At 45.8% G+C, this 25,818-nt stretch carries 27 protein-coding genes; 7 read left to right on the top strand and 20 right to left on the bottom strand.

What is annotated here, in order from left to right; genetic code table 11:
• Window positions 1–3 precede the first annotated feature (3 nt).
• The 6 genes from AB3489_RS06120 to AB3489_RS06095 form a co-directional block, all read right to left on the bottom strand.
• The gene (locus AB3489_RS06120; protein ID WP_368294342.1) at window positions 4–1,311 is read right to left on the bottom strand and encodes a DRTGG domain-containing protein; all 1,308 of its coding nucleotides are present in this window, start codon (window positions 1,309–1,311) and stop codon (window positions 4–6) included.
• A gap of 80 nt (window positions 1,312–1,391) precedes the next feature.
• On the bottom strand, window positions 1,392–1,610 hold the full coding sequence (locus AB3489_RS06115; RefSeq protein WP_368294341.1) for a small, acid-soluble spore protein, alpha/beta type: 219 nt from the start codon (window positions 1,608–1,610) through the stop codon (window positions 1,392–1,394).
• Window positions 1,611–1,626: 16 nt separating this feature from the next.
• Window positions 1,627–1,761, bottom strand: coding sequence for a hypothetical protein (locus AB3489_RS06110; RefSeq protein WP_015042999.1), 135 nt, complete (start codon window positions 1,759–1,761; stop codon window positions 1,627–1,629).
• Between the two features lie 190 nt (window positions 1,762–1,951).
• Window positions 1,952–2,647, bottom strand: coding sequence for a metal-dependent hydrolase (locus AB3489_RS06105; protein ID WP_368294340.1), 696 nt, complete (start codon window positions 2,645–2,647; stop codon window positions 1,952–1,954).
• Window positions 2,644–3,819 (bottom strand): glycosyltransferase family 4 protein, encoded by a 1,176-nt coding sequence (locus AB3489_RS06100; RefSeq protein WP_368294339.1) that lies wholly within the window; start codon window positions 3,817–3,819, stop codon window positions 2,644–2,646. Before AB3489_RS06100 ends, AB3489_RS06105 begins: the two co-directional genes overlap by 4 nt.
• Before the next feature lie 107 nt (window positions 3,820–3,926).
• On the bottom strand, window positions 3,927–4,403 hold the full coding sequence (locus AB3489_RS06095) for a tRNA (cytidine(34)-2'-O)-methyltransferase (protein WP_368294596.1): 477 nt from the start codon (window positions 4,401–4,403) through the stop codon (window positions 3,927–3,929).
• Window positions 4,404–4,632: 229 nt separating this feature from the next.
• On the opposite strand from AB3489_RS06095, the gene AB3489_RS06090 reads away from it, so the two are divergent.
• A complete protein-coding gene (locus AB3489_RS06090; protein ID WP_368294338.1) occupies window positions 4,633–6,555 on the top strand; it encodes an aconitate hydratase in 1,923 nt (640 codons plus the stop codon).
• 229 nt (window positions 6,556–6,784) lie between these two features.
• Here AB3489_RS06090 and AB3489_RS06085 read toward each other — a convergent pair whose 3' ends face one another.
• The 6 genes from AB3489_RS06085 to AB3489_RS06060 form a co-directional block, all read right to left on the bottom strand.
• On the bottom strand, window positions 6,785–7,360 hold the full coding sequence (locus AB3489_RS06085) for an HD domain-containing protein (RefSeq protein WP_019226486.1): 576 nt from the start codon (window positions 7,358–7,360) through the stop codon (window positions 6,785–6,787).
• Between the two features lie 139 nt (window positions 7,361–7,499).
• A complete protein-coding gene (locus AB3489_RS06080) occupies window positions 7,500–7,709 on the bottom strand; it encodes a DUF3006 domain-containing protein (protein ID WP_368294337.1) in 210 nt (69 codons plus the stop codon).
• A 42-nt stretch (window positions 7,710–7,751) separates the two neighbouring features.
• The gene (locus AB3489_RS06075; RefSeq protein ID WP_368294336.1) at window positions 7,752–8,693 is read right to left on the bottom strand and encodes a ComEC/Rec2 family competence protein; all 942 of its coding nucleotides are present in this window, start codon (window positions 8,691–8,693) and stop codon (window positions 7,752–7,754) included.
• Between the two features lie 76 nt (window positions 8,694–8,769).
• A complete protein-coding gene (locus AB3489_RS06070; RefSeq protein ID WP_368294335.1) occupies window positions 8,770–9,201 on the bottom strand; it encodes a hypothetical protein in 432 nt (143 codons plus the stop codon).
• Between the two features lie 2 nt (window positions 9,202–9,203).
• Window positions 9,204–9,404, bottom strand: coding sequence for a helix-turn-helix transcriptional regulator (locus tag AB3489_RS06065; protein WP_019226490.1), 201 nt, complete (start codon window positions 9,402–9,404; stop codon window positions 9,204–9,206).
• 172 nt (window positions 9,405–9,576) lie between these two features.
• Complete coding sequence (locus tag AB3489_RS06060; RefSeq protein WP_368294334.1) at window positions 9,577–10,014, bottom strand: DUF3788 domain-containing protein; 438 nt, start codon at window positions 10,012–10,014, stop codon at window positions 9,577–9,579.
• Window positions 10,015–10,306: 292 nt separating this feature from the next.
• On the opposite strand from AB3489_RS06060, the gene AB3489_RS06055 reads away from it, so the two are divergent.
• Both AB3489_RS06055 and AB3489_RS06050 read left to right on the top strand, forming a co-directional pair.
• A complete protein-coding gene (locus AB3489_RS06055; protein WP_015043009.1) occupies window positions 10,307–10,804 on the top strand; it encodes an Lrp/AsnC family transcriptional regulator in 498 nt (165 codons plus the stop codon).
• Window positions 10,801–11,964, top strand: coding sequence for an aminotransferase class I/II-fold pyridoxal phosphate-dependent enzyme (locus tag AB3489_RS06050; RefSeq protein ID WP_019226493.1), 1,164 nt, complete (start codon window positions 10,801–10,803; stop codon window positions 11,962–11,964). The genes AB3489_RS06055 and AB3489_RS06050 overlap by 4 nt, the downstream gene beginning before the upstream one ends.
• Before the next feature lie 535 nt (window positions 11,965–12,499).
• Here AB3489_RS06050 and AB3489_RS06045 read toward each other — a convergent pair.
• From AB3489_RS06045 to AB3489_RS06030, 4 genes are all read right to left on the bottom strand, one after another.
• Entirely contained in the window at window positions 12,500–13,162 is a 663-nt protein-coding gene (locus AB3489_RS06045) for a flavin reductase (RefSeq protein ID WP_368294333.1), read from the bottom strand.
• Between the two features lie 55 nt (window positions 13,163–13,217).
• Entirely contained in the window at window positions 13,218–14,801 is a 1,584-nt protein-coding gene (locus tag AB3489_RS06040) for a CCA tRNA nucleotidyltransferase (RefSeq protein ID WP_368294332.1), read from the bottom strand.
• 95 nt (window positions 14,802–14,896) lie between these two features.
• Window positions 14,897–15,835, bottom strand: a complete 939-nt coding sequence (locus tag AB3489_RS06035) for a D-2-hydroxyacid dehydrogenase (protein WP_368294331.1) — start codon at window positions 15,833–15,835, stop codon at window positions 14,897–14,899.
• Window positions 15,836–16,118: 283 nt separating this feature from the next.
• Window positions 16,119–17,234, bottom strand: a complete 1,116-nt coding sequence (locus tag AB3489_RS06030; RefSeq protein ID WP_368294330.1) for an aminopeptidase — start codon at window positions 17,232–17,234, stop codon at window positions 16,119–16,121.
• A 212-nt stretch (window positions 17,235–17,446) separates the two neighbouring features.
• On the opposite strand from AB3489_RS06030, the gene AB3489_RS06025 reads away from it, so the two are divergent.
• A complete protein-coding gene (locus tag AB3489_RS06025; protein ID WP_368294329.1) occupies window positions 17,447–18,343 on the top strand; it encodes an RluA family pseudouridine synthase in 897 nt (298 codons plus the stop codon).
• A 54-nt stretch (window positions 18,344–18,397) separates the two neighbouring features.
• Here the strand turns inward: AB3489_RS06025 and AB3489_RS06020 are convergent, their stop codons facing one another.
• On the bottom strand, window positions 18,398–18,898 hold the full coding sequence (locus tag AB3489_RS06020) for a DUF1003 domain-containing protein (protein WP_368294328.1): 501 nt from the start codon (window positions 18,896–18,898) through the stop codon (window positions 18,398–18,400).
• Window positions 18,899–19,062: 164 nt separating this feature from the next.
• Here AB3489_RS06020 and AB3489_RS06015 point away from each other — a divergent pair, with 164 nt between their 5' ends.
• Both AB3489_RS06015 and AB3489_RS06010 read left to right on the top strand, forming a co-directional pair.
• The gene (locus AB3489_RS06015) at window positions 19,063–19,941 is read left to right on the top strand and encodes an AAA family ATPase (RefSeq protein WP_368294595.1); all 879 of its coding nucleotides are present in this window, start codon (window positions 19,063–19,065) and stop codon (window positions 19,939–19,941) included.
• Window positions 19,922–21,286, top strand: a complete 1,365-nt coding sequence (locus AB3489_RS06010) for a VWA domain-containing protein (protein WP_368294327.1) — start codon at window positions 19,922–19,924, stop codon at window positions 21,284–21,286. The genes AB3489_RS06015 and AB3489_RS06010 overlap by 20 nt, the downstream gene beginning before the upstream one ends.
• A gap of 98 nt (window positions 21,287–21,384) precedes the next feature.
• Here AB3489_RS06010 and AB3489_RS06005 read toward each other — a convergent pair whose 3' ends face one another.
• From AB3489_RS06005 to lepB, 3 genes are all read right to left on the bottom strand, one after another.
• Window positions 21,385–22,473 carry a hypothetical protein gene (locus AB3489_RS06005; protein ID WP_368294326.1) on the bottom strand — a complete coding sequence of 363 codons (1,089 nt, stop codon included), beginning with the start codon at window positions 22,471–22,473 and terminating at the stop codon, window positions 21,385–21,387.
• A 176-nt stretch (window positions 22,474–22,649) separates the two neighbouring features.
• Complete coding sequence (locus AB3489_RS06000; protein ID WP_368294325.1) at window positions 22,650–23,996, bottom strand: DNA recombination protein RmuC; 1,347 nt, start codon at window positions 23,994–23,996, stop codon at window positions 22,650–22,652.
• 57 nt (window positions 23,997–24,053) lie between these two features.
• A complete protein-coding gene (lepB, locus tag AB3489_RS05995) occupies window positions 24,054–24,602 on the bottom strand; it encodes a signal peptidase I (protein WP_368294324.1) in 549 nt (182 codons plus the stop codon).
• Between the two features lie 673 nt (window positions 24,603–25,275).
• Here lepB and AB3489_RS05990 point away from each other — a divergent pair.
• Window positions 25,276–25,422 carry a hypothetical protein gene (locus tag AB3489_RS05990; protein ID WP_019226506.1) on the top strand — a complete coding sequence of 49 codons (147 nt, stop codon included), beginning with the start codon at window positions 25,276–25,278 and terminating at the stop codon, window positions 25,420–25,422.
• Window positions 25,423–25,818: the final 396 nt, after the last annotated feature.

Raw genomic sequence — 25,818 nt, 5'->3', positions numbered from 1 at the left:
AGCCTATCTTTTATCCCCCATCCGGGCTGTCATCATCCCTTTAGCCAGGACTCCGTTATCATTGAAAACTTCAATCTCAATATTGCAGTTCTTTTTTGTTACTAGCAACAGTCTGGCCGAAATGCTGACGACTGTTCCGGCCGGAACCGGATGGAATTGATAAAAGCTGAAATTTTCCGTGATCGCATCCAAGCGGTATTTTTTTCGGAGCGCAATGTAACCCGCCGTATTCATCAGGGTTACCAGAACACCGCAGCTGGCTGAACCAAATTCATTTACCATAAACTGCGTGATTTCGCCCCGAATGGTCAGGTATTCAGACTCTTCCACATAACCAAAGCCGCTTAAAACCAGATTATCTACGGTCTCGCCGAACTGAGGCTGCTTTTGGATCTGCTGAAAAGCCTCGAGTACATCCTGCAAGCTTATGATTCCGATCAACTTGCCGTTTTCAAGTACGGGCGCAATCTCCCAGCCCTCCCAGACCATTTTGCGGGAGATATGGGTAACCGGATCGTCTCTTCCGACGGTCAGTGGATTTCTGTTCATGACTTTGGTGATCTTGACCTCGACGCCTTCGCCGGCGACATCGACCGCGGTCACAGTGCCGAGCAGGTTGTGCTGGTTATCGATGACCGGGAAGCGGCTGTGTCCGGTCTTTTGCGAAAGCTTATACCAGTCTCCGATCGTAGCACTGTCTTCCAGAACCTTCGCATCCTTGACCATGATATCTTCAATGAGCAATAGTTCCTTGCCGATGAGCCTGTCAAAAAGCGCCCGGTTGATCATCGTCGTAACTACGAAGGTGTCATACGGGGAAATGATCACCACCGAATTCAGGCTCTTGGCCAGCGCCACGACCTCTTCCGTAGGTCCCGGGCCTCCGGAAATAAGCAAAGGAACATTATTTTTCAAGGCAAGGAGCTGGGCATCTGTCCTGTTGCCGACGATACAAAGCGCGCCTTCTTCCAGATAACGCGCTAAATCTTTCAGTTCCATCGCCGCAATAATAAACTTATTCGGACATTCCGTCAGCCTGTTCTCTCCGCAGATAACAAGCCCTTCCACGATTTGGGCTACTTCCTGAAGCGTAAGATCTTCAATCTGTTTTTCTTTGACCCCTTCAATCCGCAGCGTCCCAACCTTCGGGATCGAACGGACAAACCCTTTGTTCTCCGCTTCTTTAATTGCGCGGTAAGCAGTCCCTTCGCTGACATCAAGCTCTTTGGCAATAAACCGGACTGATACCTTGCTCCCTATGTCGAGATCCTCAATAAAATTAAGAATCTGCTGATGCTTTGTCTTTGTCAAATAAAAACGCCTCACCTGTTTTTTTCATTAATTATATCACATGGTGAGGCTTTGAACTAATTGTTGTTATATAGTAGTTTTTATTTATTAATCCGTTTTAATCTCTGAGACAGCTTTCCGCCTATTTTCCCGGAAATTCTCGGAGACAGGGAATCCCAGCCCTCGTTTTTGACCTGCTGGATGATGCCAAGTTCCGAAGCAATCTCCATTTTCATTTCCTCAATGAAATCTGGTCTTTTCTTCCTGTTATCCTTTTTTTTCGTATTGCCTGTGTTTTTCTTGGTGATGTTTTCTCTCATGCTTTAACGCTCCTATTCAGAGTATGGAGACTGCGGCCAGTGAACCGTCCCGGTTAGGGCATTCGGGGGTTTTCAGCCCATGGTTGTTTTCCAGACGGCAGACGCCGTCCACAGCATAAATGCATTCTTTCGCGCAATCTTTGGTTCTCATTCTGTTTTCATCTCCTTACAGTCTATTTTTGCCCTGAAAAGCAAAAAATATCCTGTAAGGGTTACAGGATTTTCTTTAAAACACATCTATTTGTCTAATCTTATGATCAATATCGGTTTTTATATCATAAATTTGCTTTGTCTTCCAGCTTTCTTGATATGTTTAGCACTGCATTAATGTCCTTTAGATTCTATAATTTCATATACTGTCCCGGCTCAAGAATCATTCCCTTGCTCTCCGGTGCTTTTCTGCTTAGCAGCGCGAGAAAGGCCTTGGCATCCTGCTGTTCTTCCTCAAATGTATTGTAATGCATCGGAATCACGACTTTGGCCTGGAGCATCTGAGCTGCTTCGGCCGCATCTTCCGGCCCCATCACAAAATTATCCCCGATCGGCAGCATAGCCAGATCGATTTCTGTCAGGCTGCCAATAAGCTTCATATCCCCGAACAAACCGGTATCCCCGGCATGGTAAAGCCGCTTGCCTTCGAGCTGAAGCAGAAAACCGCAGGCCAAACCACCATACAGACAGGTTCCATCAGCCTGCTCGATCCCGGAACCATGAACGGCCTGAGTCAGCTTTACAGTTCCAAATGGAAAGATGTGCTTGCCTCCGATATGCATCGGATGAATCCTCACCCCAAAGGTCTCCGCATACCGGCATAGTTCAAAATTAGAGATCAGGACTGCCCCGGTCAGCCTGGCCAGTTCGACTGCGTCTCCCAAATGATCGCTATGACCATGCGTGACCAGAATTGCATCGAGCGCTTTAAAATCAGCCGGCTTAACCTTTGCTTTCGGATTCTTCCGCAAATATGGATCTATCATCAGCCGACCTGCGTCAGACTGGATTTCAAAACAGGCATGGCCGTGAAAGATAATATTCATACTTTATTCCTCATTTTGATCTTTTCTTCTTGATTCTGCCCTTCTGGATTCTGCGTTTCTGCCTGACTCTGCTCTTCCGTTTTATGCTGCATTCCCTCGCCATCCTTCTTAAGTTCCTTCTTATCTTCCATGTCTGCAGAAGCCGGTCTTGTCACCGTGTACCAGTTATGCAGGCGGAACTTTCTGAACATAATCCGCAAAATAATGCCGAGGTCAATGACCACCAGAATCGCCGCGATGTACCAGTGTCCATAGGCGGAGAAAATTGCCGCCAGCCCGAAACAAAGGCTGATTCCATATAGAACAAACACTGCCTGGCGCTGGTTCAGGCCAGTATCGAGCAAACGGTGATGAAGGTGTCCCCTATCTGCCCGGACGATCGAATGCCCTTTCCACTTCCTCCGGATGATCGCAAACAGCATGTCCATCAAAGGCATGCCGAGCACCAGCAACGGGAAAACCAAACCGAGTACTGTAGCGGTTTTCAGCAAACCCCAAATGGAGACTGATCCGATCATATAGCCGAGAAACATGCTCCCGGAATCACCCATAATGATTTTAGCAGGATTAAAGTTATAGAACAAAAAGCCCAGTGTTACGCCGCTCAGGGCCAGCATCAGAAGATCGGCCCCCGGATAGGCTGAACGGATGGTTGCTGACCAGAACAATGTGATCGCCGCAATAAAGCAAATACCCGAAGCAAGGCCATCCATACCGTCGGATATATTCACAGCATTGACCAGGCCGACAATCCATAGCACGGCAAAGATATTGCCGATCAAGCCTAGTTGGACGACTCCATATAGAGGCAGTGTAATATGCGGGACTGCCATACCAAAAAAGATCAGAATCACCGCGGCCAGGATCTGCCAGAGCAGTTTGACCAGAGGCCTCATTCCTTTTACATCATCATAGATGCCGACCACAAAAATAATTGTGCTGCCGAGGAAAAGTCCGATCAGCATTTTATTCACGGCTACTGTCAAAAAAACAGCCAGCCAAAAAGCCAGATAAATCGCAGCGCCGCCGAGACGCGGAATCGGGGTCTTATGTATTCTCCGCTCGCCCGGATAATCCATCACACCCCATTCTCTGGCCAGGATAATGGAGATGGGTGTTAAAATCAAAGCAAATAGGACTGCCAGTAAAAATGTTGATAAATAAGAAAGCATACTACCTCCGGATATGGTGAGTTAAATGGCACCGCGACATTAGGCCATCCGTGGCCTTGTCGCTCCTTGCCATCCATGGCACCGCGACATTAGGCCATCCGTGGCCGTCACACCTGGCCTGGGAAGCCCCATTGACGCAGAACCTCATACGCAATCACCGCGACTGAATTGGACAGATTTAAGGACCTCGCATCCTTTCTCATCGGCAGGCGGATCTGCCGGTCAGGATAGCGCTGTAGGATTTCCGGCGCCAGCCCCTTCGTTTCCCGTCCAAAAAGCAGATAGCAGCGGTCTGGAAACTCGACATCTGTATAAAACTTAGACGCTTTGGTCGTGGCCAGAAAAAACTGACCTTCAGCGTTCTGGGTTTCAAATTCGTTAAAATTTTCATAAACATGTACCTTTAAGAGATGCCAGTAATCGAGTCCTGCCCTTCTTAAATGCTTGTCGTCAATACTGAAGCCGAGCGGCTTCACTAAATGCAGGTCGGCCTGAACCGCTGCACACAATCTGGCAATATTTCCTGTATTGGGAGGTATCTCGGGTTCAACTAGTACAATGTTTAACCTGCTGTCCGTCATCATCATTTTCTCCAAAAACTGCTCTTAAATCCAATTAAATAAACACAACAGCTATATTATAACCCGAAAACAACGAAAAATGAACGTTGAAATATTCACACCGCAAAAAAACTACCCATATCCTTAAAAAAATCTGCTATATTATGTATACTTTTTTGTTATACTGGATGAATCAGGCTCATTCTGTTATATTATAAAGTTGGATCATAAATTAAATAAAGGGGTAAGAAATATGAAACAAAATTTAACACAAAAAATATTATCCGCCCATCTCATCTCCGGTGAACTTGGGGCCGGAGGAGAAATCGGCATCAAGATAGATCAGACTTTAACTCAGGATGCCACAGGAACCATGGCTTATCTTCAGTTTGAAGCCGTTGGCATTCCAAGAGTTAAAACAGAATTATCCGTCAGCTACATCGATCACAACACCCTGCAGACCGGTTTTGAAAATGCTGACGACCACGCCTTTCTCCAAAGCTGCGCTTCCCGCTTTGGTGTTTATTTTTCGCGGCCCGGCAACGGGATCTGCCACCAGGTCCATCTGGAGCGTTTCGGAAAACCTGGTAAAACCCTGTTAGGTTCGGACAGTCACACCCCTACCGGCGGCGGAATTGGCATGCTGGCCATGGGCGCCGGCGGCCTCGATGTTGCTGTAGCCATGGGCGGCGGCGAATTCTATCTGCCTGACCCGAAAGTCGTCAAAATCAATCTAACCGGGAAATTAGCTCCGTGGGTGTCCGCCAAAGATGTCATTCTGGAAGTCCTGCGCCGCCTGTCCGTCAAAGGCGGTGTCGGCAAGATCTTTGAATATGCCGGTCCTGGTGTCTCTACGTTAAGTGTCCCCGAAAGAGCTACCATCACCAACATGGGCGCCGAGCTCGGTGCAACGACCTCCATCTTCCCGAGCGATGAACAGACCCGGACCTTCCTGAAAGCCCAGGGCCGCGAAAACGACTGGATTCCGCTTGAAGCCGACGCCGATGCGGTATACGATGAGGAAATCTGCATCGACCTTTCTGCCTTGGAACCGCTTGCAGCTCAGCCGCATATGCCTGACAACGTCGCCGCTGTAAGCTCTTTAAAGAATATCAAAGTCAACCAGGTAGCGATCGGCAGCTGTACAAATTCTTCCTACCGCGACCTGATGACTGCCGCTACCATCTTAAAAGGTAAAGTGGTCGATCCGAGCGTCAGCCTGGTGATCGCTCCCGGCTCCCGTCAAGTTCTGACCATGCTGGCCAATAACGGCGCGCTGACCGATCTTCTTGATTCCGGAGCCAGAATATTGGAATCCGCCTGTGGGCCCTGCATCGGCATGGGACAGTCCCCTTCTTCCGGCGCCGTCTCCTTAAGGACCTTTAACCGCAACTTTGAAGGGCGCAGCGGAACTGCGGACGCTGGCGTATATCTGGTCAGCCCGGAAGTCGCTGCTGCCAGTGCGCTGACAGGTTACTTTACCGATCCCCGCACACTGGGCCCTGCTGCTGAAATTCCCATGCCGGAAAATTTCCGGGTCGATGATTCGCTTATTATTCCGCCTGGTTCTCCGGACACCACCATCGTGCGCGGTCCAAATATTAAAGCACTGCCGATTGCTCCGAAGCTTACGCCGGATCTGGAACTTCCCGTCGTAATCAAGCTGAATGACAATATTACTACAGACGATATCATGCCTGCAGGCGCCAAAATACTGCCGCTCAGATCCAATATTCCTGCTCTTTCCGAATATGTTTATAGCAAGATTGATGCCGGATTCTCTGCTAGAGCCAGACAGCTTGGTCAAAGCATTATTGTGGCCGGACAGAACTATGGTCAGGGCTCCAGCCGCGAACATGCCGCATTGGTTCCGATGTACCTCGGCGTCAGAGTTGTCCTGGCCAAGAGCTTTGCCCGGATTCATAAAGCTAATTTAATTAATTTTGGCATCCTGCCGCTTACTTTTGTCAACGAGAGTGACTATGACCTGATTAAGGACGACAGCAAGCTTATCTTTACAAATCTGACTGAAGCCCTATCAAACTCCGAAGAATTTGATATCTTGTTAAGCGGAAAAAATGCTTCCATCAGGGTCAGCCATAACCTGACTGAACGCCAGATTGGAATCATCCTAGCCGGAGGCTTACTGAACTATACCAAAGAAGCCGGCAAATAAGTTTTTTTGTCTAAGAAAAGTGTTCCTGCTTGTGGAGCTCTGAATCCTTGAATGGCCAAAAGATGCTGCTCAGGAAGAGAAAGCAGGGGGAAAATTAGCCATGACACTGTGATCTTATTACATGCGATAGAAAGCCCGAAGGCCAAGGAATCATAACTCCTTGAACTTCGGGTTTTTATCTGGATCCAATACTCTTTCTTGATACTCTTCTTGTTTAAACTAATCTTGTTCAAATAAAAGATATATTGTCCGGTTTGGGATCGAAAAGATCGCTGACGGCTTTAGCAAATGTAAGATAAAGCTTCTTAAAATCATCATCCACCGGAGGATGCATAAAGCTTTGCACGAGATTACGGTAATACCATTCCTGCTTCTCTCTGCCCCGGTTAAACCGCGTCCAAAGCTTCTCGCCTTCTTTTTGATAGTCTTCCAGCATCGTCAGAACATTATGCAGCTTGTCGGCGCAGGCTACGGCCTTGATCACCGGTATCGCCGTTTTCAGGTATTCAATGGTATGTTCTTTGCGTTCTTCCCACGGCAGTGATTTATCCGGTTCTGAACACCCTTCTACGATCAGGGCAACCTTGTTGCCAAATTTATTGCGGAGATATTCCAGATTAATGATGGTATCCTCAACGGTATCATGCAGGATGCCAGCAACAACAATGTCTTCCGCACATCCTTCTTTCTGCAGGATCATCCCAACTGCATACGGGTGTGTAATATAGGGCGTATTGGTCCCTTTCCTGAACTGACTCTTATGGGCATTTGCTGCGATGTCTATTGCGGCGAATACTTTGTTCATTCTTCCTCCTAAAGGTTAACCCCAAAATAATCAACTATCAATTTAACGCTTTTTCGAAATCCTGTCCAGTCAAGAATGTAGGATTTCCTGTTTTTTTACCATTATCCCGACAACGATTAGACAACGATCAGACAACTACTCAAAACACATCACGGGCCAGTATATCAATTTCCGCTTTCAGTCTGGCTGTTTGATTCTGATCAAGCTGCCATTTACCATCATTAAACACGACGACATCGCCTTCCTTAATCCCTGCAGGAAGATCAGTGAGGTTAATATTCTTTCTGTTGTTGCCGTCAAACTCCACCACGGCGACGCTGCCTTCGAAACGATCAATAACACCGTTCATTTTGATGCCACCTTTTTGGAATAATCAAACCCATTAGTCTCATTATTTTGATGTAATCGCCAGCGTATGAAATGTCACTTCTGATCCGTCGGATACCGCAACAATCGTCCCATCCAGGTCTGTCCTGAATACCTTGACTCCCTTATTCTTCAGCTTATCCAGTGTTTCCTGTGCAGGATGATCATAATCATTTTCTTTCCCGACGCAAATCATTGCATATTCGGGGTCTACCAGATCCAGAAAGGGCTCGGATGTCGCATCGCCGCTGCCATGATGCCCAACTTTTAGGACTGTCGACTTCAGGGCATACATGCTCACATTCCGCAGCATTTCTGACTCTGACACTTCTCCGGCATCACCGGTGAATAAAAAAGAAGTGCTGCCGAATGCTATCCTGATCACAGCGCTGTAATTGTTCAGATCTTCATAATCTGAACCGTTCGGAGCGAGTACAACGGCAGTCACACCGTCCCCTAAGTCCAGATTAACACCTGTTTTCGCCGATGTTATTTTGAGGCCTTTATTTTTCACCGCGCTAAGTACATCCTTGAACGTTTTAGTCGTATGGGTTTTGCCCGGCATGATGACTTGCCCGATTTTAAAGTTATCGATTACGGCATCAAGACCCCCAATATGGTCCTCATGAGGATGGGTGCCAACGACAATATCCAGTTTACTTATTTTTTGTTTTTCTATGTACGAGGTAACCGTTTCTGCATCTTCATTATTCCCTGCATCGATCAGCATGGTTTTTCCCGAAGGGGTTTTGATTAGAATACAATCCGCCTGCCCGACATCAATGAAATGGACTTGAAGGGTGCCTGAGACTGAAGCAATATCCGCACCTGAGCCGGTATTGGAGGAATTCGGATTTGACGGCAGCGTACCTTTTTGATCTTCGACCACAGTCACTGTCTGCCGCGACTGATCCGTAAAAGCCGATGAGCTGCCGTTCAGTGAGCTGTAACCAAGTAAAACTAGCACGGTTAGACAAAGAATCGTTAGAAGTAATCTTTTTTGCTTTTTCATTGAGCTCCCTTTTCATACAATGATGATCGTTTCACATTTCTTTTTCATATTTTGATCTGTAATAGATACCTGAGAATACTACAAATAAATATGAAATAACCAATATGATAATCGCCATCAAATCAATCTGCATTAAACCAAATGCCAGGATTGTCGCGCCATATACATAGATCATTTTATCATAAGCCTTAGCTTTGGCCTTATTGGTAATTGTTAGATTTCTTTCATCATTTTGCTCAATTTCTATTTTCCTAACCTCATCCGGATAATTTTTCAGCGCCATATTGCTAATGATTTTTCCTAAATGGTGACCAAATAGTCCGCATCCAATACCAACACAGATGTATGGCAAGACTTGCATACTTCTTTGTGGTTCATGAATGGCCTTTATCAAAACGAACCCTATTACGATTAATAATATTCCTAAAATGGAAAAGCCAATTGCTTTCATATTCTTTGTCATATTTATTCTTCCCCCTCATAAATAAATATTTCTTCAACATTCATCCCAAAGAAGCGTGCAATTTTGAATGCTAAGATGATGGATGGATTATACCGTCCATTTTCAAGTGAACCTATGGTTTGTCGAGATACTTCCAAAGCCGCGGCAAGCTCTTCCTGCTTTATTCCTCGCTGCCTGCGTATTTCTTCTAATCTGTTATTCATAGACTCACTCCTAACGCTTATGGAAAGTTTACTTTCCATATATATAACATATTCTCGATAGAATGTAAAGTTAACTTTCCATAAAAATAACAGGTGCTCTAAACCTGTTAAAAATTAATACATGGGATAATATAGTCAATTTGACCCCGGGTAATGACCTAATGCCCTTCCACTAACACCTTTTGGGCTTTACCCTTATGGCAATTAGGCTCTTTACATCATCAAGGACTAACTTGTCATCTACTTTGATCATTAACCAACGTCCGCCACAGGAAAAAGCTGTTTTGAGATACAGGCCTTGCACGAATGGCGTAAATGTACCCAACGCCATTTCTGTCTCTTCTTCCTCTTTGGCTCCAACTACGACTAGCGCAATAAAATACCCCTCCATCGGATAAAGCGTACATAACGATTTACTGCCCTTTTGATATTTAACATTCCAGCCTGGCTGGGCGGAACATTTGCTATAAGTCATTTTGGGCTTCACCTGGTAGGCTTTTTCAATATAGGAAAGCAGCTCCGACCAAAGCGGTTCACCTTTACCAATAAATTGCTTAATATCTTCAAAAGATGGTTCGTGATTTACATTAAACAGATCACACCACTGCATTGGCAGTCCCTCCTGTAACTCTGACAGAAATTATATATGGCAAATTTTCCCTCTTGTTGCTGAGTCTACCTCAATAAGATTCCCTTGGTCTGCTTCCATAACTTCGTGTATTGTCGTCCGAAGTGCAACCTCTATAATTTGTCTCGTGGAATACAGCTATATTTTAACATATCTTACAAGAAAGAGGTAAGAAAATTAGGAAATCATTAGGATGAGGTTGTTATCTGCTGTCTTCTTATGCTATTATAATCTAATAATATCAATTCAGAAGCGCAGAAAGGAGTTTTCGAGAATGTTGTCCGAAGATGATCGGCGCCTCCTTCATATCCTGTCCCAGGACTGCCGTCTGACTGCGGAAGACTTAGCGGTTCAGACTGGCCTGACAGCGGATTATATTAAAAAGAAGATCAAGCAGTGGGAAGATGATAAGGTCATTGCCAAATACGGTGTACTGATCAATTACGACCAGCTGGAAGAAGACAGGGTTACTGCATTAATCGATGTCAAAGTCCTGCCCCAGCGCGGCAATGGCTACGATAAAATTGCCCAGCGGTTCCAAAAATTCAATGAGATCAAATCAGTCTATCTGATGTCGGGAGATTTTGACCTGTGTTTAATTATCGAAGGCCATAATATGCATGAAATCGCCCAGTTTGTTTCCGATAAACTATCCCCGCTGGATGTGATTCAGTCAACTTCGACTCGCTTTATTCTGCGCAGGTATAAGCAGGATGGCATAGAATTTCACGGAGAGGAAGAGAGACCGCAGCGTCTCATGATAACGCCATGAAGCAATACTTATCACCACTGGCTTTAAATCTGAAGCCATCAGGAATACGAAAGTTTTTTGACCTGGCCGCCACTGTGGAAGGCGTAATCTCCCTCGGTGTCGGAGAACCGGATTTTGCGACTCCTTGGGTCATGACAGAAGCCGCTATTTTTTCTCTTGAACAGGGTCAGACTATGTATACCAGCAACGCGGGTCTGGTCGAGCTTCGCAGAGAATTATCCAAATATATGGCCAAACATCAAGGCTTAAATTATAATGCTGATCAGGAAATCCTTATCACCGTCGGTGCCAGCGAGGCGATTGATCTGGCGATGCGCGCTTTGATCGTGCCGGGCGACGGTGTGCTGATTCCGGATCCTTCCTTTGTGGCTTATGCCGCCTGTGCAGAAATCAGCGGCGCAGAGGTTCATTATGTTACAACAAGCGCAGAACACGATTTTCGTCTGCAGGTTGAAGACCTTCAGATGGCTTATACACCAAACTGCAAGATTTTGGTTCTGTCTTATCCAAATAACCCCACCGGCGCAGTCATGACCAGAGAAGAGCTGCTGCCGATTGCCCGGTTTGCGTCTGAAAACGATCTGATCATCATTTCCGATGAGATTTATTCGGACCTTAACTACGGCGGAGAACATACACCCTTTGCAACTTTACCGTACATGTGGAACCGCACGCTTCATGTCAGTGGCTTCTCGAAGGCCTATGCGATGACAGGCTGGCGGATCGGCTATGTTGCCGGCCATCCTGACCTGATCCAGGCCATGCTGAAAATCCATCAGTACACAATTATGTGCGCCCCGATTATGGCGCAGATTGCTGCACTGGAAGGACTGAAATCCGGAGAAACGGCCAAACAGGAAATGGTGATGGAATATGACCGCCGCCGCCGAATTATGGTCCACGGTCTCAGAGAAATGGGCCTTACCTGCTTTGAACCCTTAGGCGCTTTCTATGTCTTCCCCGACATCACAGCTACCGGATTAAACTCCGAAGAATTTGCTGAACAGCTGCTGAAGGAAGAAAAAGTCGCCGTCGTTCCGGGTACGGCTTTCGGCCCGGCCGGCGAAGGACATGTCCGCTGTTCCTATGCGTATTCAACGCAGCAGCTGCAAGAAGCCTTAACCAGAATGGCCCGGTTTGTTAAGAAAAGAATAAGTTGAACCAGAGTGACATTACCTATTTGATTCGCTGATCGAAGAAACCTTACACGTGTAAGGTTTCTTTTCAATCTCAGCCTCTGTTTAAAAATTCGGCTGTTTTAAGATTAATTACACTAGTGTAGTCAAATCTCTAAAACGGCAATTTTTAATCATATCCTCAGACACGGCCTTAATGATATCCTTTTGGTGACACTCAGACTATTCTGCCAATTCTCTGACAATCCGGCCTCCATGGTTTACGTTAACCTCCCCTTGTTGTGCACTGGTACCCCATTTGTTAGACAGCATGGTATACTGAAAACAAATGGGGTGCAGTCCCACTTACACCATTACGGAGGCTTACAAAATCTGATATAGTCTTGTCTCACTGTATATCATTTAAAGTAATTATTTGATATTTATTTTTTTTACAAAAACAGCCACCCCTAAAGGAGTATTATTTCCCTGCAAAAAGAAACCTTACGCGTGTAAGGTTTCTTAGAATCCGGGAATTATCTCATACCGAAGAATCACAGCGGAAGGCTTGACGGCACCCTTACTTCGTCTTTCTGAAATAAGCATATGTCATCGGCTCACCGCTGCCACGGACTTCGGCTGCTGTGACTCTGCCCAAAAACAAGGTATGCGTGCCGGTATCCATCGAATCCGCGACTTCTGCCTCCATGGTGGTCAGCACTTCATCAAGCAGCAAAATGCCGGACGATCCGCGGTGCGCTTTGATTCCGTCAAATTTATCGAACTCCCTGCCTGACCTGTAGCCAAATCTTCTGACGAGGTCATGTCCGTTCTGGTCCAGAACGGATATGCCGAACTTGCCGCTTTGCATGATCAGTTCATGCGTGTAGTTTTTCTTATTAATACCAATCGCAATCTGCACGGGATCGGAAGTAATCTGGAAACAGGTATTGGCTGCCTGCCCGTTGTCTTTGCCGTTAGCGGCCGCCGTAATAATAAACAAACCGTAGGAAATGGACTGTACCGCTTTAACAATCTTCTCCTCGGGACTTAATCCGGTCTGAGCAGGACTCGTCATGGCAGCTTCGGCATTCTTGACGGAATCGTCCTTGCTGTTTTCGTCCTGCTTCGGTTCCTCCTCCACCCTGACAAAGTTGCTGGAATCAACACCGCAGACCGGACAGGTTTCCGGAGGATTATCTCCTTCATGTATGTAGCCGCAAACAACACAGCGCCATTTCATATCTCCACGCTCCCTTTTATAACAATAATTTATTTATAATCATTATAACTTGCTTTTACAGATTTTTAAACTCCCAATATACTTTTTTTAGAAAAGCATGATTTAATTCCGGCTTCATCTCTTCCATGGCTCTTTTGCGGACAAGATCCTTAAAGGTCCCGAGACTCGAGCCGCTTAATCCCTGCTGCATCGCATACTGCCGGAATAGTTTCCAGTCAAGCTGCATCAGGTTTTCTTTCTGCCACAAAGCCACCGCAATCAATTCGGCAAAAATTCTTTCAAAAATATTGTTCTGAGTAGTGGTATGAAGTTTTCCGGCCTGATAATCTGCTTTCCATAAAATCAAGAAATCATGGATGTTCTTTAATTCAAAGTTTCTGCCGTCCCAACAGACTTTCCAAACGAGCTCCGCCACTCTGTTCTTGAAAGGCCGCTTGGCAATTTCTCCTCTGAACTCCGGCATGAATACGAGTGTTGCCTGCATATGATTCTCAACAAGTTTTATAAGCCTTTGTTCCTGTTTTTTGCCGACCCCGTCAAAAAACATCGAAAACGTATAGCGTTTGAGGACATCGGCCAGAAGCCTGGCGCTTGCCGCTTCATGCATCAGGAAATGTCGTTTGCCGTTTTCGACGTAGATAAGACCAAAATTAGCCGGTTCACCGTCTATGACCTTTTTAAACTGCACAATTTCCGGGTATTGGTCCAGTCTTGCTCCAAGGATCCGAATCTTTTTTCCAATGAAAGACTTCAGCTTATATTCCAGTTCCCGGGGTCCTCTTGTCCCGACGATTTTAAATCCCTCAAGCAAGTAGTTCTGGTCGGCAAACTTTAGCGTCCCGGATACATGGCATTCCCGGCTAGCTACTTCCCACTTGCCGGAATCATGAAACAGGCCTGCCAGACGCAGATAAAGATCTTCAGGGGTATTCCGAAATACGGCCATGGTATGTTCCCAGACATCCAGGGAATGGTACTGATTCTGTTCAAGCCCCTTCAGCCTGGCCAACTCAGGTAAATACATATCCCAGTAGCCGATTCTGTCCAACATCCGCACGGCCTTTTCAGCCTCGGCCAAAACAAGAATCCCGGCAAGTTCCGCCGTAATTCTTTCCCGGGATGTGCTGCTCAGAAAAGAAAGATGGTCCGTTGCCTGCTCCCAGGTATCGGGATCGATTTCCAACGAGAACTTCACCGCGAATTTGACCATCCTTAAAATACGGACAGGATCTTCCCGGAACCGTTCATCAGGCTTACCGCAGGCTCTAAGAATTTTGGCTTCCAGATCCTTTCTGCCTTCCATCGGATCATAAAGTTCCCCCGACACCGGATCCTGATAAATCGCATTAATGGTAAAGTCCCGGCGCTGGGCATCTTTCTCTAGTTCTTCGGCCTGCACGACATCCACTTTGGAACCTTCCGTAAAAATGCTGGCTGTCGAGAAATGCCTGCCAATGATCTGAACGGAGAAGCCTTGCTCACGGAGAATATCTTGGACTTCTTCAGGGCTCAGCTCGCAAACCAAATCCATGTCCGGAGACTCCAATCCCAGGACTTGGTTACGTACCGCTCCTCCTACAATCCAGATGCGGGTATGGCGGGACAATCGTTCGATAACATTTTTCTGGAAGTCATTCATAGGACTCCTCCGGATCTCTTTTATGCCTGTTTCTCGCGTTTCAATATTCTAAGCTCCTACTTAGTTAAGCGTTCTATATACAAGCACGTGTTTTTTTAATACCCTGCCCTATAGTCTACAATATTGATCATTTGACCGGAGTCAGGATATTTGGCCAGATTTGTCTGGAACACTTCCCACATGCGTTCAGAGGTTTGAACCGTCCTACCGCCGATATGCGGCGTAAGGAAGACATTATCCAGTTCCCAGAACGGGCTGTCTTCCGGCAGCGGCTCTTTCCTGAATACGTCAAGCGCCGCCGCGGCTATCTTTTTACTTTTAAGTGCTTCGATCAGGGCATCCTCGTCAACGACTTGTCCTCTGGCCACATTGATGAATAATGCTCTGTCCTTCATCTGATGGATAAAGTCTGCATTGACAAGTTCCTTCGTTTCCGGTGTCAGCGGCAGGACAACAACGACAACATCACTGACCGCCAGAATCCCGGGCATTTCCTTCAGAGGCACGATCTTTTCAAAAGCCTGGTCCTGACCGCCATGAAGTGATACGCCATAAACCGTCATCCCAAAAGCCCCGCACCGCTTGGCAATCTCTTTGCCAATGGTACCTGCCCCCACGATGCAGACCGATTTGCCGTACATTTCGGAAATTTTCGGTTTTGCGCTGAATATCTTCTGTTCCTGCTGTGATACAAATGTATTGCCCTGTCTTAAGAGCATCAGGATACTCCAGATGACGTGCTCGGCCATCTGGATCTTATGGGCGCCTTTGACATTCGTCAGCATGACGCCTCTCGAAACAAGCCTGTTCAGAGGCAGCATATCGACCCCTGCGCTTAAGGTTTGAATCCATTTGAGATTCGGATACAGATTAATGGTATCCTCTTTGATATCCCAGCCATACGTAAGCAGTACATCCGCTTCCGGGTCTGCCTCTGTAAAGTCCCTCACCTGAACGATCTGAGTACCCGGTCGAATTGCCAGCAGTCTTTCCAAAAGATCATCCGATATTTTTATACTGCTCAGGATCTTCATTGCTTTTCTCTCCTCTTGCTCCTGTTGTATGGTTGGTTCGTATTTTGTAATGGGAGCCTGGGGGCCACAATTCCGCTTTCGGCAAATAGCACCCTCCATAGCGAGTCGCTCTTTGCCATCCATGGCATCGCGACATTAGGCCATCCGTCGCCGTCTAACAGCCGCGCTTCACATCCATGCTCCGCTTGATGTCGGAGCTTGTGGCACCCAGACCTACTATGGGGTAATCAGGATTGTATGAAATTACTTGAGTAAAGAATTTAAGAATGTTGTACTAGATACATTATCTGAGGTTTTCAGGATTCAGGACCTGCAGCTCCGCTGGCATAAACCTGCCGTCTTTCCTGATCAGTTCCCCGTCAAAATAGACCTCTCCGCCGCCGTATTCCGGTCTCTGGATGCATACCAGATCCCAATGAACCGCGGACTGGTTGCCATTGTCGCATTCGTCATAGGCCGAACCTGGGGTGAAATGAAAACTTCCATCGATCTTCTCATCAAACAATGTATCTTTCATCGCCTTCTGAATGTACGGGTTAAAGCCGAACGAAAACTCACCGATATACCTCGCACCTTCATCGGTATCGAGAATTTTATTAATTCTTTCGGTATCGTTGGCTGAAGCCTTGATAATTTTGCCGTCTTTGAATTCCAGTACGATGGATTCATACGTAAATCCCTGATAAACAGCCGGGGTGTTATAGGTGATGATGCCGTTGACCGAATCTCGGACCGGCGCTGTGAAAAGCTCCCCGTCGGGGATATTCATCTTACCGTCGCATTTGATCGCTGGCAGCCCCTTGATTGAAAACGAAAGATCCGTTCCGGGACCTGTAATCCTTACGATGTCTGTCTTTTCCATCCGTTCTTTCAGTGGATCCATCGCTCTGGACATTTTGGAATAATCCAAATTGCAGACTTTAAAGTAAAAATCTTCAAAAGCTTCCGTGCTCATCTCAGCAAGCTGCGCCATCGACGGATTCGGATAGCGAAGTACACACCAGCGGGTATGCTTGACTCTTTGCTCGGAATGGAGTGGTTTCGAGTAATGGCTCATGTAGATTTGCATTTTATCCGCAGGGACATCGGCCAGCTCGTTAATATTTTCTCCCGAGCGTATTCCGATATAAGCCTGCATGTCCTTCATTCTGGCGACTTCCCACTTTGCTTGGCTTTGAGCCTGTTCGACTGAAAGCCCTTTTAATATTTCACGCTGCAGGGTATGATGCGTAATATTAAGAAAAGGCTGCGCGCCGGCTTCATAAGCCTCTCTGACCAGCGCCCGGGCTAAAGGAATTTCCAGCCCCGATAGCTCAATCAGGATATGCTCGCCTTCCTTTAACTCAATGGAATAATGGATTAAATTTTTGGCCAATACGTCTATTCTCTGATCATTCATGCTGTAGTTAACCTCTTTTCTGCTTGTTCGTTTTGCCTTCAGGGATAAATCTCGGGAATCCGCTTGATTTATCAAACTGACCGATATTGGTTAATTTTTACTATAGTTATTATAATATATTTTTTATTTCTTTACGCAACATCTTGCTAAACTATTCTATTAAATCATAATATATGTCTATCAGATAATGCTTATTCTATTAGGAGAAGAACATGAATGCAAATAAATTATTCACATACACTTTAACGCCCGAAGATGACGGCAGGAAATACCAGGACATACTTCTAAGGCGCTTCCATTTTTCCCGTAAGGTGCTGCAAAAGCTGAAAGTCGGCGAAAATGTCTGGATTGACGGCAAATTCACCTATCTGACTGCCCGCGGCAAAACAGGACAGATCCTTGTCGTGAATATCCTGGAAGAAGAGCCGGCAACGGTCTCCGGAGAAACGCTGCCTATTGAGATTCTCTTTGAAGACGAAATCTTCCTCGCGGTCAACAAACCACCCGGCCAAGTCATCCACCCCAACTCGAGGTATCGGACCGGAACGCTCGCCAATGCGGTGGTCGGTTACTGGGAAAGCAAAGGTGAAACCAGACCTTTTCGGCCAGTCTCGCGGATCGATCGCAATACGTCCGGCGTTGTGCTGATCGCCAAATCCCGCTATGCCCACCAGCAGTTGGCCGCCCTTGCTATCAGAAACAAAGTTGAAAAGAAATATCTCGGTATTGTGGAAGGGAATTTTCCTTTGGAACAGGGTGAATGGCCCCTCCCGATCCGGCTTAAACCGGGCAGCAAGATTGTCCGGGAAGTTCATCGGGACGGACAGTCGGCGCTGACGCTGTTTCGAACGCTGCAGCATTACCTGGGCTATACCCTGATGGAATTCACCCTGGTCACCGGTCGGACGCACCAGATCAGAGTGCACGCCCAGGCCGCCGGCCATCCCCTTTTGGGAGATGATTTGTATGGCGGCAGTATGAAATATATGCAAAGGCAAGCCCTGCACTGTTATAGCTATGGTTTCACGCATCCCTTAAATATGCAGCCTCTTCAAATCCGGGCTCCGGTGCCAGCGGATATCGCTATGCTTATCCAAAGTAAAAAATAATACCGCTCCTTGCCATTTGGCAGCGCGGTATTCGTTCCCGAATCAAAAGAACAGCTAAATCTGATGATTTATTTCGTATACATTTTCAGGATTTTTTTGTGTGATTTCCGACTTCCGCTGTAACATCAGAAGTATGTCTTCCTGTCTTTTTTCAATTACATCTAAACGTTTCAGTACTTCCTCAATCAGGATCTCCGATTTCAGGTTAACCTCATAATCATGCTCTGCTCTTAGTCGGTCCCTGTTCTCCTGCCTGTTTTGACTCATCATAATAACCGGCGCTTGCATTGCAGCGATACAGGATAGCACAAGATTTAACAGAATAAAAGGGTACTGGTCAAATGCATGACCGAATAGAAGTATGGTATTTAGCACGATCCAGGATAAAAGGACAGAAATAAAAATAATGATAAAGGTCCAGCTGCCTGCGAAGTCTGCAAGCTTATCCGCCAGCCTTTCACCAAAAGAAAGACCTCCCTCATGTACTTTAAAGGTATTTTTTGAATGACGGGCTTCGGCAAGTTCCTCAATGGTTTTATTTTCAATGTTTTCCACGAATTCACCCTCTCTAAGTTCACTGTAAATCTTCTTTTCCTATCATAATCAATTTCTAAAGCCAAAACAAGTTTTTATGATCGAAGCCATTGCTAAAAAAGTCATTGCTAAAATTCACACTCAAATTATAATGATAATATTAAGTGAGAAAGGAACTGGATACCATGAATGCAGATGAAATCAAGCAAGGATTACGCCAACACGGCTACATAGCCGATGACAGTACCGCCATGATCCTGCAATATTCCTTGCTGCTGAATAAACCCTTGTTAATTGAAGGTCCGGCCGGAGGCGGAAAAACTGAGCTTGCCAAGGCCTGGTGCCAGTACCTCAATCGAGAATTGATCCGCCTCCAGTGCTATGAAGGCATCGATGAAGGCAAAGCTCTTTATGAATGGGACTACCAGAAACAGCTGCTCTATATTCAGACGAAAGGACCGGGAACCAACGCGTGGTCTGATACGAGCGAGAATATTTATACAAATGAGTTTTTGCTGAAAAGGCCTCTGTTGAAGGCCATAACAGGCGAAACCCCTTCCGTTTTGTTGATCGATGAAATCGATAAAAGTGACGAGGAATTTGAAAGCTTTCTGCTGGAGATTCTGTCGGACTGGCAAATTTCAATACCGGAGATTGGAACGATTTCCGCTGTGAGCATCCCTTCTGTCCTGCTGACCAGCAACAGCACGCGAAACTTAAGCCAGGCGCTAAGAAGAAGATGTCTGTACCTTCATCTTGATTACCCGAACGAGCAGAGAGAACTTGAGATTCTTCAGATCCACTTCCCGAATCTAAAGGAGAGCCTTGGTAAACAGGCGGTTACTTTCATCCGCAAATTGCGGCTCGAGAAGCTCAAAAAACACCCCAGCATCAGCGAAGTGATCGATTGGGTCAACATCCTGGAACAGCTGCAGATCGAAGAACTAACGGCGGAAGTCGCTTCCAGCGCGCTGAACATCCTTTTCAAATACCAGGATGACTGCCAGCATGTCCTGGAAAAAGTGAACCAAAAGGATTGGTTTGATGGAATACTTCATTCTTAAAATTGCCGGACTGCTTAGAAAATCCGGCATTAACGTAAATTCACGTGAAATATCTGACTGCATCCGGCTGCTGAAAATGCTCGATCTTGATAAAATGGATAAATATACTTTTTATCACCTCATTAATACGACGCTGATCAAATCTCCTTGGGGCCCTGATTATGCTTTATGGCTGATCGAGTTATATTTTGGCCCTGATTTGGAAATGTCGTCGGACCATCTGGGCATTCTAAAAAGCCGGGGCCGCTTTTCCCAGGAAGAAGGCCACGGAGGAAGTGCCGGCAAAACTGTCCCGCTAGAGCTCTTGATTGGGGCCGTGCTGAACAATGAAATCGATCTGATTTATGCTGTCCTGCAGGGCTTGAACCTGAATCTTGAACTCAGCATCGAGGATCGCGAAAAAGGCCTGGCTGCTTTCCGGACCCAGAGTGGTTGGAATGAAGCAGCCAGCCATATTGAAAAGGCTTACCAACAGAATGAACTATCTGAAGCGGAATACCAGGCGGCACGGGCAGCCCTTGAAGAATGGAACCATTTACTCAAAGATGAAATTGAACGCCAGCTGGCTAGAAATATGAGTTCGGAGCATTTGATCCAGGAAATGAAAAAACGAAATCCACGAACGGTTTCGTTTCTGGACTGCGACGACGCGCAGATCACTCAAATGTCGCAGGAAATCCAGAAGATAGGCCGAAAACTGGCCGTCCGCAAAGGAAGGCGCCGCAAAGTAGGTCCAAGCGGCACTATCAATCTGAATCGTAGCATCAAACATTCCCTGAAAACCTGCGGAATCCCGCTGAACCTGATAAAAATGCAGCGAAAACAATCGAAACCCGACCTCTGGCTGCTCTGTGACATGTCCAATTCCGTTAGCAAATTTATTTACTTCATGCTGATGTTTGTCTTTGCGACGCAGCAGCGCTATGCCAACGTCCGCTCATTTCTGTTCGTCGATCAGCTCGTGGAAGCGACAGATTATTTCCAGGAGCAGGACTGGACAGGCTCACTTAGCAATTTGCGCAAAGTTAGTGGCTATAACCGCACAGGCTACTCCCATTATGGTAGTGTGCTGCTGCAGTTTGCCGACCGCTATCTGCCTTTCCTGCCGAAGAAAACCACGGTACTGATTTTAGGGGACGGCAAAAACAACCGGAACAGGCTGGACGGCAGCGACGTCCTGGCCCAGATCAAAGAAAAAGCCGCAGCCTTGTACTGGCTGAATCCCCTAAGCAAGGACCAGTGGGACAAGGGCGACTGTCTGATGAGGAAATACCAGGAGTATTGTACCGGTGCATTTTCTGTAGCGAATATTGAAGAGCTGGAACAATTTCTGAACTCCCTTTAGATTAAGACAACCGCGAAATGAAAGGGACGAATCTTTATCCCCATTATTTAATTGAGGGAATAAAAAAATTCGTCCCTTTGTATTAGCTTATCCTCTCGCTATACCGCAAAGTCTACGTGCTGGACCGTCCCTGCTTCTCCGTTCTCTTTTAGAAATATGCCAGTTTCCTTGATCTGAGCGTCTAAATGATTATCCGTATCTTTCAGTGAAAATAGCGAATCGACATTTCCTAAATAGATTGCGCCAATTCCAACCTGACTTAAGGCTAGTAGCTGGTCGTTGCCGGTGGCATCCTTAATCCAAAGGCTAAGTTCTTTGTAGATGGAATCGTTTTCATCGATCCAGCCGTTTTGATCGTTATCATACGCGGCTAACTCCCCGAAACCATCTCCGCTTGTCGGTCCAAAGAGCTCGCTGCCGTCATTGATGACTCCATCGCTGTTCTCATCCAAAGCAAGGAACCCGCTGCCTTCAGCCAGGAAAGACATCGTGTCCTGCGTTCCGTCGGCATTAAGGTCAAAATCCGTTTTAAATCCTGACAGGCTTGCGCCGCCTGCACCGTAATTAATCACTAACGGATCGATCAAAGCATCTCCAGCTTTGATATCGATACGCTGATAGGCTGTATACTCGCGGCTTGTAGCGATATTCAGCTTAAATTTTATTTCACTGCCATCTTCGGTAAGAATTGTGCCCTGGGCTGAAAAGTTCATGGATTCTTTTTCTGTATAGGACTCTTCATAGTGGTAATTAACGCCCCAGCCAACCTTCTGACTGCCGTTCCCATTATTGTTGCCGTCGTTCTTTGCTGCCATTAGGTGACCAAAATCACTGTTACCCGAACCTGAAAGAGTTAGTTTGTTCGGTACATCAATCGTTACCTTTTTCCCGGACAGTTTGGAAAGGAATTTTTCTAACAGGGAGATAATTTCTTTCTCCCTAGGGCTGAGTTCAAAAAATTCATCTTCTGACTCAGCAGTTGTTTCTGAGCTGCTCACTGCGGGATTCTCCTGTAATTTAGCCAAAGCGTCACCCGAAAGTGTCAGCGAATCCGCAGTTGGCTCTGTTTCATCGTTTGCATCCGTGCCCTGTCCGTCAACCCAGGCTTTCAGCCTTTCATTGACGGTCTTTTGCTGTTTCAGCTTGTAGTCCGAATAAAGATCAACAGCTGAACTTAAAACCTTCATCTTCATCCCTCCATGGATATTAGACTTCCTTATTATTATCGTAAAGATTTTTAGTTTTCTTAAGACCCATGAAGACATTTCTTTGCTTGGAATCAAAAAAAAGATGCAATCATACATCTTTTTTAAATCACGTAGCATTCGACTGGGAAGTCCGGCATTCAGACTTTCCTAAAATATTAATTATCTCCTGCCGCAATCTCCCGAAGCCCGGTCTCGAGGATCTCCATCTCACCGATCTCATTATCTCCGGCAACCCCGAGCTCTTTGAATTTCCTGGCGGTCACGAGTACCCGGTTTTCATAGGAGCCAACGGCCCGATTGTAAGCCTGAGTGGCCTGAGCGAGTCCTTTGCGGATGTCCAACAAATGCTCGGTCAAAACGCTGATCCTGTCATAGAGCTGTTTACCGAGCTCGCTGATATGGCGGGCATTTTCGTTGATCTGTTCCTGGCTCCAGCCGTAAGCCACGGCTTTAAGCAGCGCGATCAGCGTTGTCGGGGTCGCCAGGATAACCCTTTGCCCGGCGCCGTATTCGATGAGTTCCGGATCTGACTGCAGCGCGGCACTGAAAAAGGTTTCACCCGGCAGAAACATGACAACAAATTCCGGCGTAAAATCGAACTGGTTCCAGTAAGATTTCGCGGCAAGTTTGGTAATATGATTTTTTACCTGCCGGGCATGACCCGACAACTTTGTTCTCTTCTGGTCTTCATCGAGTGCTTCCACAGCTTCGAGATAATCCGCGAGCGGAGCCTTGGAATCGACGACGATCGTTTTATTCCCCGGAAGCCTAATAATCATATCCGGGCGCTGCCTGCCGGACTCCCCGCTGACTTCCTCCTGCTGGTAAAAATCACAGTACTCCACCATGCCAGCCAGTTCTACAACCCGCTGCAGCTGGATTTCTCCCCAGCGGCCTCTGACAGTCGGCGATTTCAAAGCAGAAGTCAGCTTCAAGGTCTCCCGCTGTAGCTTTTCCTGACCGAACGCCATATTTTCGACTTGCTTAAGCAGCCCTTCATAAGCCCCTGCTCTTTTTTGTTCCAGTTCATTAATCTTCAGATCAACTTTGTCAAGCGACTCCCGCAAAGGCTTTACGAGTTCATCGATAGAAGTCTGCCTTTTTTCCAGATCAGCCGAAGCCTGGACCTGGGTCTTCTCAAGCACAACTTTTGCCAATTCGAGAAAGGACTGATTGTTATTTTTAAGTGCTTCAGCGGATAAGGCCCTGAAGCCATTACTGAGCTCCTCCCTTGCATGACTGAGAAGCGTTAATTTCTCTTCATACGCTGTCTGCTCCATCTCAAGCCGGGTACGCAGTTCAGAAATAACAGCGGAATTTTGCATTCTTCTTTCATATTCCTGATTCAGTTCCGCATGCAGCCTTTCATTCTCCTGTTCAAGCGCCCGGGCTTTTTCCAGTAGTCCCCTGGCTTGGCCTCCACGGATACTGAATCCTGTCCCAAATCCGAGAATGATCCCGACCATGACTGCGCTGATGACATAAAGGAAGACTGGATCCATCGGGCATCCCTCGCATATCCATATTATTATTGGCGTTATCGTTTTTGCGGTTTGATCCTACTTCAAATAATCTTCAGGCAATTTGGTCAGGGGTCCCAAACTGTCTAAAGGCCAGTACCTGATCCAGACCCTTCCCAATATCTTCTCCTTGGGCAAGGCGCCCCAACGATGGCTATCGTAACTGGCAGGACGGTTATCCCCCATCATGAAATAGGAATCCTCCGGCACATTTTCAGGCCCATATTCATAATCAGCGGGATATTCAACATAAGGCTCATCTAGAACCTTGTCATTAATATAGACTTTTCCATTTTTGACTTCAAGCTTTTCTCCGGGCAAGCCGATGACTCTTTTGACGAGATCCTCATCCTTCATCATAGACTCGGGAGCTTCAAAAACAATAACATCTCCGCGCTTGATATCACCGCATTTATAAAAGAACCGATCCACGATTAAACGATCCTGAAGCTGAATCGTAGGCAGCATCGAGCCGGTCGGGACGATTCGGGTATCAATCAAATAATTTCGGATCACCAAAGAGAGAACAAAAGCAATTGCAACGATGACGACCCATTCAAACAACGATTTCATAAAACCCTTCAACATAAATCACCTTCCACATTTCTTCAATATCTCAAATTTCAAAGGTTAGCCCAAACCTAAGTTACTTTCTCTATTAATCTATATATTCCTGCCTATTACTATCTGAAAAAAACAAAATGCCCCCAATGGAAAAGGATAACAAAAACCATAATGAAAAGCAAGGCTCGAAAAAAAGCTTTATCCCATCACGCGATACACATGTTTTCTATGATCAAAAATTCATTTTTTTATTGATAAAGAAACTAATACCAGTTACTCAGCCTATTTAAGTTCCTTAATAAAAATCCTAGTAAAACTCCAAACGTATATGCCCCTAACATTTTAGCAGTTATTATCCTTTTTTCCATATAGTACCATTTCTTAGTCGTGTCTCATATAGTGTAAGGACACTAGAGAATAACTTATTTAACTTACACGTTAATGGCTCTAAATAAAATTAGATCGGTTGGCCTATAAAGTTCTTATGATATTCTTATGAGCTATATTCTCTAGCTGTTTATTCTTTATGAGGAAAGGGGGCATTTAAAAATGGCTTATGATGGAGTAGTTGGGGGCGCAGTAGGAGGTCTCGGTGGTTGTGGTTGTGGTATTGCAATCATTGTTGTAATTATTCTTCTGTTAATCGCTTTGGGTATTGTTTTCTAATTTAAAACAATTTTGAAAGGAGGAGAATATTATGTTTAGATACGGCGGTGGATGTTGTTGCAGACCTATGGCACCTGTAGCTCCGGTTGCTCCCGTAGCTCCTATTTATGGTGGAGCTGGAGTCGGGATCATTGCCATTGCAATATTAATTTTAATTGCTTTAGGAGTTATCTTCTAAATTCTAAAAAATTTTAATAAAATAAGAAAAGTGGGGTTTGAATGCCCCTCTTTTCTTTGGTTATAGCAAAACTACCTCCATATGCACCGTAAGTTCCATTAAGTTTCACGGTTAATTCATTATATGTTTATGGCTAAGGGAATTAACCTCTTAGCCCCTTTATAAGAAATTTTACCAATAGTAGTTACGAGACCATAACCTTCCAAGCGCAAATCCAGCAAATAATGGAAAGAAAAACATTTTTTAACACTCCTTTCTAAGCCGTTGGTAATATATGTAATGCATTATATGCTTAATTCACTTATTCGGTCTATAAAAAGATATAACTAACATTAAGCTAAATCATCTTTTCAGTACAAAATAGTCACTCAGGGGGATTTAATTATAACTAATGGT

Source organism: Dehalobacter sp. TBBPA1 (assembly GCF_040931655.1).
GTDB lineage: Bacteria > Bacillota > Desulfitobacteriia > Desulfitobacteriales > Syntrophobotulaceae > Dehalobacter > Dehalobacter restrictus.
Note: the sequence above shows the minus strand (reverse complement) of the source record. Positions and strands in the feature narration are given on the sequence as shown.

What these genes read in the sequence shown, in the direction of transcription:
- AB3489_RS06095 (WP_368294596.1), bottom strand. Translation starts at nt 4,403, where the DNA reads ATGATGACGGACAGCAGGTTAAACATTGTACTAGTTGAACCCGAGATA.
- lepB (WP_368294324.1), bottom strand. Translation starts at nt 24,602, where the DNA reads ATGTTGAAGGGTTTTATGAAATCGTTGTTTGAATGGGTCGTCATCGTT.
- AB3489_RS06110 (WP_015042999.1), bottom strand. Translation starts at nt 1,761, where the DNA reads ATGAGAACCAAAGATTGCGCGAAAGAATGCATTTATGCTGTGGACGGC.
- AB3489_RS05990 (WP_019226506.1), top strand. Translation starts at nt 25,276, where the DNA reads ATGTTTAGATACGGCGGTGGATGTTGTTGCAGACCTATGGCACCTGTA.
- AB3489_RS06080 (WP_368294337.1), bottom strand. Translation starts at nt 7,709, where the DNA reads ATGAACGGTGTTATTGATCGTTTCGAAGGCAGCGTCGCCGTGGTGGAG.
- AB3489_RS06060 (WP_368294334.1), bottom strand. Translation starts at nt 10,014, where the DNA reads ATGCAGTGGTGTGATCTGTTTAATGTAAATCACGAACCATCTTTTGAA.
- AB3489_RS06090 (WP_368294338.1), top strand. Translation starts at nt 4,633, where the DNA reads ATGAAACAAAATTTAACACAAAAAATATTATCCGCCCATCTCATCTCC.
- AB3489_RS06055 (WP_015043009.1), top strand. Translation starts at nt 10,307, where the DNA reads ATGTTGTCCGAAGATGATCGGCGCCTCCTTCATATCCTGTCCCAGGAC.
- AB3489_RS06085 (WP_019226486.1), bottom strand. Translation starts at nt 7,360, where the DNA reads ATGAACAAAGTATTCGCCGCAATAGACATCGCAGCAAATGCCCATAAG.
- AB3489_RS06015 (WP_368294595.1), top strand. Translation starts at nt 19,063, where the DNA reads ATGAATGCAGATGAAATCAAGCAAGGATTACGCCAACACGGCTACATA.
- AB3489_RS06030 (WP_368294330.1), bottom strand. Translation starts at nt 17,234, where the DNA reads ATGAATGATCAGAGAATAGACGTATTGGCCAAAAATTTAATCCATTAT.
- AB3489_RS06005 (WP_368294326.1), bottom strand. Translation starts at nt 22,473, where the DNA reads ATGAAGGTTTTAAGTTCAGCTGTTGATCTTTATTCGGACTACAAGCTG.
- AB3489_RS06035 (WP_368294331.1), bottom strand. Translation starts at nt 15,835, where the DNA reads ATGAAGATCCTGAGCAGTATAAAAATATCGGATGATCTTTTGGAAAGA.
- AB3489_RS06040 (WP_368294332.1), bottom strand. Translation starts at nt 14,801, where the DNA reads ATGAATGACTTCCAGAAAAATGTTATCGAACGATTGTCCCGCCATACC.
- AB3489_RS06065 (WP_019226490.1), bottom strand. Translation starts at nt 9,404, where the DNA reads ATGAATAACAGATTAGAAGAAATACGCAGGCAGCGAGGAATAAAGCAG.
- AB3489_RS06050 (WP_019226493.1), top strand. Translation starts at nt 10,801, where the DNA reads ATGAAGCAATACTTATCACCACTGGCTTTAAATCTGAAGCCATCAGGA.
- AB3489_RS06000 (WP_368294325.1), bottom strand. Translation starts at nt 23,996, where the DNA reads ATGGATCCAGTCTTCCTTTATGTCATCAGCGCAGTCATGGTCGGGATC.
- AB3489_RS06100 (WP_368294339.1), bottom strand. Translation starts at nt 3,819, where the DNA reads ATGCTTTCTTATTTATCAACATTTTTACTGGCAGTCCTATTTGCTTTG.
- AB3489_RS06010 (WP_368294327.1), top strand. Translation starts at nt 19,922, where the DNA reads ATGGAATACTTCATTCTTAAAATTGCCGGACTGCTTAGAAAATCCGGC.
- AB3489_RS06045 (WP_368294333.1), bottom strand. Translation starts at nt 13,162, where the DNA reads ATGAAATGGCGCTGTGTTGTTTGCGGCTACATACATGAAGGAGATAAT.
- AB3489_RS06105 (WP_368294340.1), bottom strand. Translation starts at nt 2,647, where the DNA reads ATGAATATTATCTTTCACGGCCATGCCTGTTTTGAAATCCAGTCTGAC.
- AB3489_RS06115 (WP_368294341.1), bottom strand. Translation starts at nt 1,610, where the DNA reads ATGAGAGAAAACATCACCAAGAAAAACACAGGCAATACGAAAAAAAAG.
- AB3489_RS06025 (WP_368294329.1), top strand. Translation starts at nt 17,447, where the DNA reads ATGAATGCAAATAAATTATTCACATACACTTTAACGCCCGAAGATGAC.
- AB3489_RS06070 (WP_368294335.1), bottom strand. Translation starts at nt 9,201, where the DNA reads ATGACAAAGAATATGAAAGCAATTGGCTTTTCCATTTTAGGAATATTA.